The sequence below is a fragment of the Pseudomonas sp. FH4 genome (genome assembly GCF_000510915.2).
GTDB lineage: Bacteria > Pseudomonadota > Gammaproteobacteria > Pseudomonadales > Pseudomonadaceae > Aquipseudomonas > Aquipseudomonas brenneri.
Genome location: NZ_AOHN01000054.1, coordinates 1 through 1,505 on the forward strand (window position 1 = coordinate 1; position 1,505 = coordinate 1,505).

General features: G+C 60.7%; 4 protein-coding genes. All 4 read left to right on the forward strand.

What is annotated here, in order from left to right; translation table 11 throughout:
• A partial coding sequence (locus tag H097_RS26605) for a head completion/stabilization protein (protein WP_032863575.1) occupies window positions 1-371 on the forward strand: 371 nt, incomplete at its 5' end.
• Window positions 368-853, forward strand: coding sequence for a hypothetical protein (locus tag H097_RS26610; protein ID WP_032863577.1), 486 nt, complete (start codon window positions 368-370; stop codon window positions 851-853). The genes H097_RS26605 and H097_RS26610, both read left to right, overlap by 4 nt.
• Window positions 850-1,296 carry a phage tail protein gene (locus H097_RS26615; RefSeq protein WP_032862629.1) on the forward strand — a complete coding sequence of 149 codons (447 nt, stop codon included), beginning with the start codon at window positions 850-852 and terminating at the stop codon, window positions 1,294-1,296. The genes H097_RS26610 and H097_RS26615 overlap by 4 nt, the downstream gene beginning before the upstream one ends.
• Window positions 1,286-1,505: phage virion morphogenesis protein (locus H097_RS26620; protein ID WP_032862630.1), on the forward strand; the 220-nt coding region annotated here is incomplete at its 3' end. The genes H097_RS26615 and H097_RS26620, both read left to right, overlap by 11 nt.

Sequence of the window (1,505 nt, forward strand, 5' to 3'; positions counted from 1 at the left end):
AAGAACAACGCCTGCCGGCGGAGTACCTGGTAGAGCTGCTGGCCGATGCAATTTACACGGCCATGGTCGAGGTCAATTACGACCTGGTGCGGTGTAAAGAACTATGGAAAAGCGCAGGCGTGCGCAATGTTGAGTCCGCGGACTCAACCGTACTGCCGGAGCGCACTTTCCAGGTCAAGCTGTACAAACGCGCCGTGTACTGCCGCGCAAAGGCGAGCGCGTTAACGCAGTTCGCCACCGTTACACGCCGTGAAAGCGCCGAGAACACCGGCAAGGAAGCCCCCGAACGGGCGGAAACCTTTCTTGCTTTCAGCCAGCAGGCTGTCCGCGCCCTGCAGGGCCGTGGTCGCATTACGGCGGTGCTGCTATGACTGCGTGTGACGCAATCGCGTATCTCGAAATCTCCCCACGGTTGACGGGCAAAACTACCCGCCTGTGCAACCTGGCCAAAATCGCCGCTGTCCACGGAAAACCTGTGGCCTTTGTCTGCGCGCCACAGCTCGTTCAATGGCTACCAGTACAGATGCCAGGTGTAACGATAGTTGCGGACGGTGATCCGCTGCCAAGTCATATGGATGCTGACCGCACTACCTGGTTTTACGATGAGTTCGACCGGCTCAAATCAGTGGTTTTTCGGCCCGGCGGTTACTACTCCACCACAGCAGCGCGGCTTCGCACCTTGGGCGCAGACCTGCCCGAGAACGACATCCTCATAAGGCTTATCCAGGCCTATGGGAACCGTCATGAAAGGCACCTATGGGCCTTTGATTATCGAGACTTTGTAGACCCTCATAGGCAAAGCCTGTCTCCCGATGACTTCCGGTTGAGCATGCTCGGGGAGTTCCTGTCGTGATCCAGCTCAAGGCGTTGACCGCCTACCTGATGGAACGCCGACTGGTGGAGCCTGAGCAGTTCGACAGCTGGACCGAACAGGTCAGCCTGGAACTGATCTGGAAGCCCGATCGCGACGGCCTGCACATGTCCGATATGCGCTATCGCGCCGTGTTCGCCCTGGAGCGTTTCACCGACCATCCGGCCAGGCTGATGGCCCTGGTCGCCAGTTGGCTGGAAACCCACGACCCCGACCGGCACCGCCACGATCTGCCGGCGCCGCTGTTCGCTGTTGAGCCCCTGGACGCCGACACCTTCGACGTGGAGCTGTCCCTGGAATTCATCGAGCCGCAATACCTGGCCGAAGATCCCACCGGCGAGATCGAGGCGTTCGGCAAGACATGGGCGTTTATCCCGTTCGATCTTTGGACCGCTGAACAGGGCGAGGTCGATCATGGCGCGTAGCACCCTGGAGCTGGACGCACGGGGCTACCTGGGCGTGCGCGAGCAACTGGCGCTGCTGAGTCTGCCGCCGCAGTTGCGCCGGCGCTTGCTCAACAACGTGACCAAGCGCGTGCGGACCATGAGCCGCAAGCGGGTGCGCGATCAGCAGAACCTGGACGGCTCGCCTTTCGAGGCCCGCAAGGGATCGAGCAAGGGCAAAAAGAAGATGG